Raw genomic sequence first — 458 nt, forward strand, 5'->3', positions numbered from 1 at the left:
AGTATGGCTTGTGTGGGATACGTTCTTGCAAGAAGAGGTCGGGTTGGGTGTATAATTGGCTCATGTTGTATCTCGAAACCCCCGTGCAGATTGGCGTTTGGCGGGGGTTTTGCTTTGTCTAAGATTTGCAGATTGTATGCTTGTTTTTAAGATGATACAACTATGTCAAAATAACCATAATCAGATAACAGCCCGATAGGGGTTCTTATTTCAAAATTTTCCAATCCGCAATTTAGCGAAGCCAGCAGGCGAAGCGGTAAAGCTTGGAGCGCAGCAGCGCGACCTAAGCCGGCCAGCAGGGCGGCGTTTTGGGGGAAACATGAAACCAGTTCCGACAGGGCGGCGTGCGTGTTCTTCCCTGAGTTCTTCATGGAGTATCGGCGAAATGCCGTGATGAAATGCCGTTTTTTTGAGCAGAAAGCAGTCAAAAACAGGGGTATTTTGCCCTTTTGACAGGT

General features: G+C 47.8%; 1 protein-coding gene. It reads right to left on the reverse strand.

Features of this window, described 5'->3' with window-relative positions:
* Positions 1-146: 146 nt before the first annotated feature.
* Positions 147-458 (reverse strand): hypothetical protein (locus RM425_RS21515; RefSeq protein WP_311347272.1); only part of this gene is annotated, 312 nt, incomplete at its 5' end.

Origin of the sequence: Blastococcus goldschmidtiae, assembly GCF_031845325.1 — a bacterium.
Taxonomy (GTDB): domain Bacteria; phylum Actinomycetota; class Actinomycetes; order Mycobacteriales; family Geodermatophilaceae; genus Blastococcus; species Blastococcus goldschmidtiae.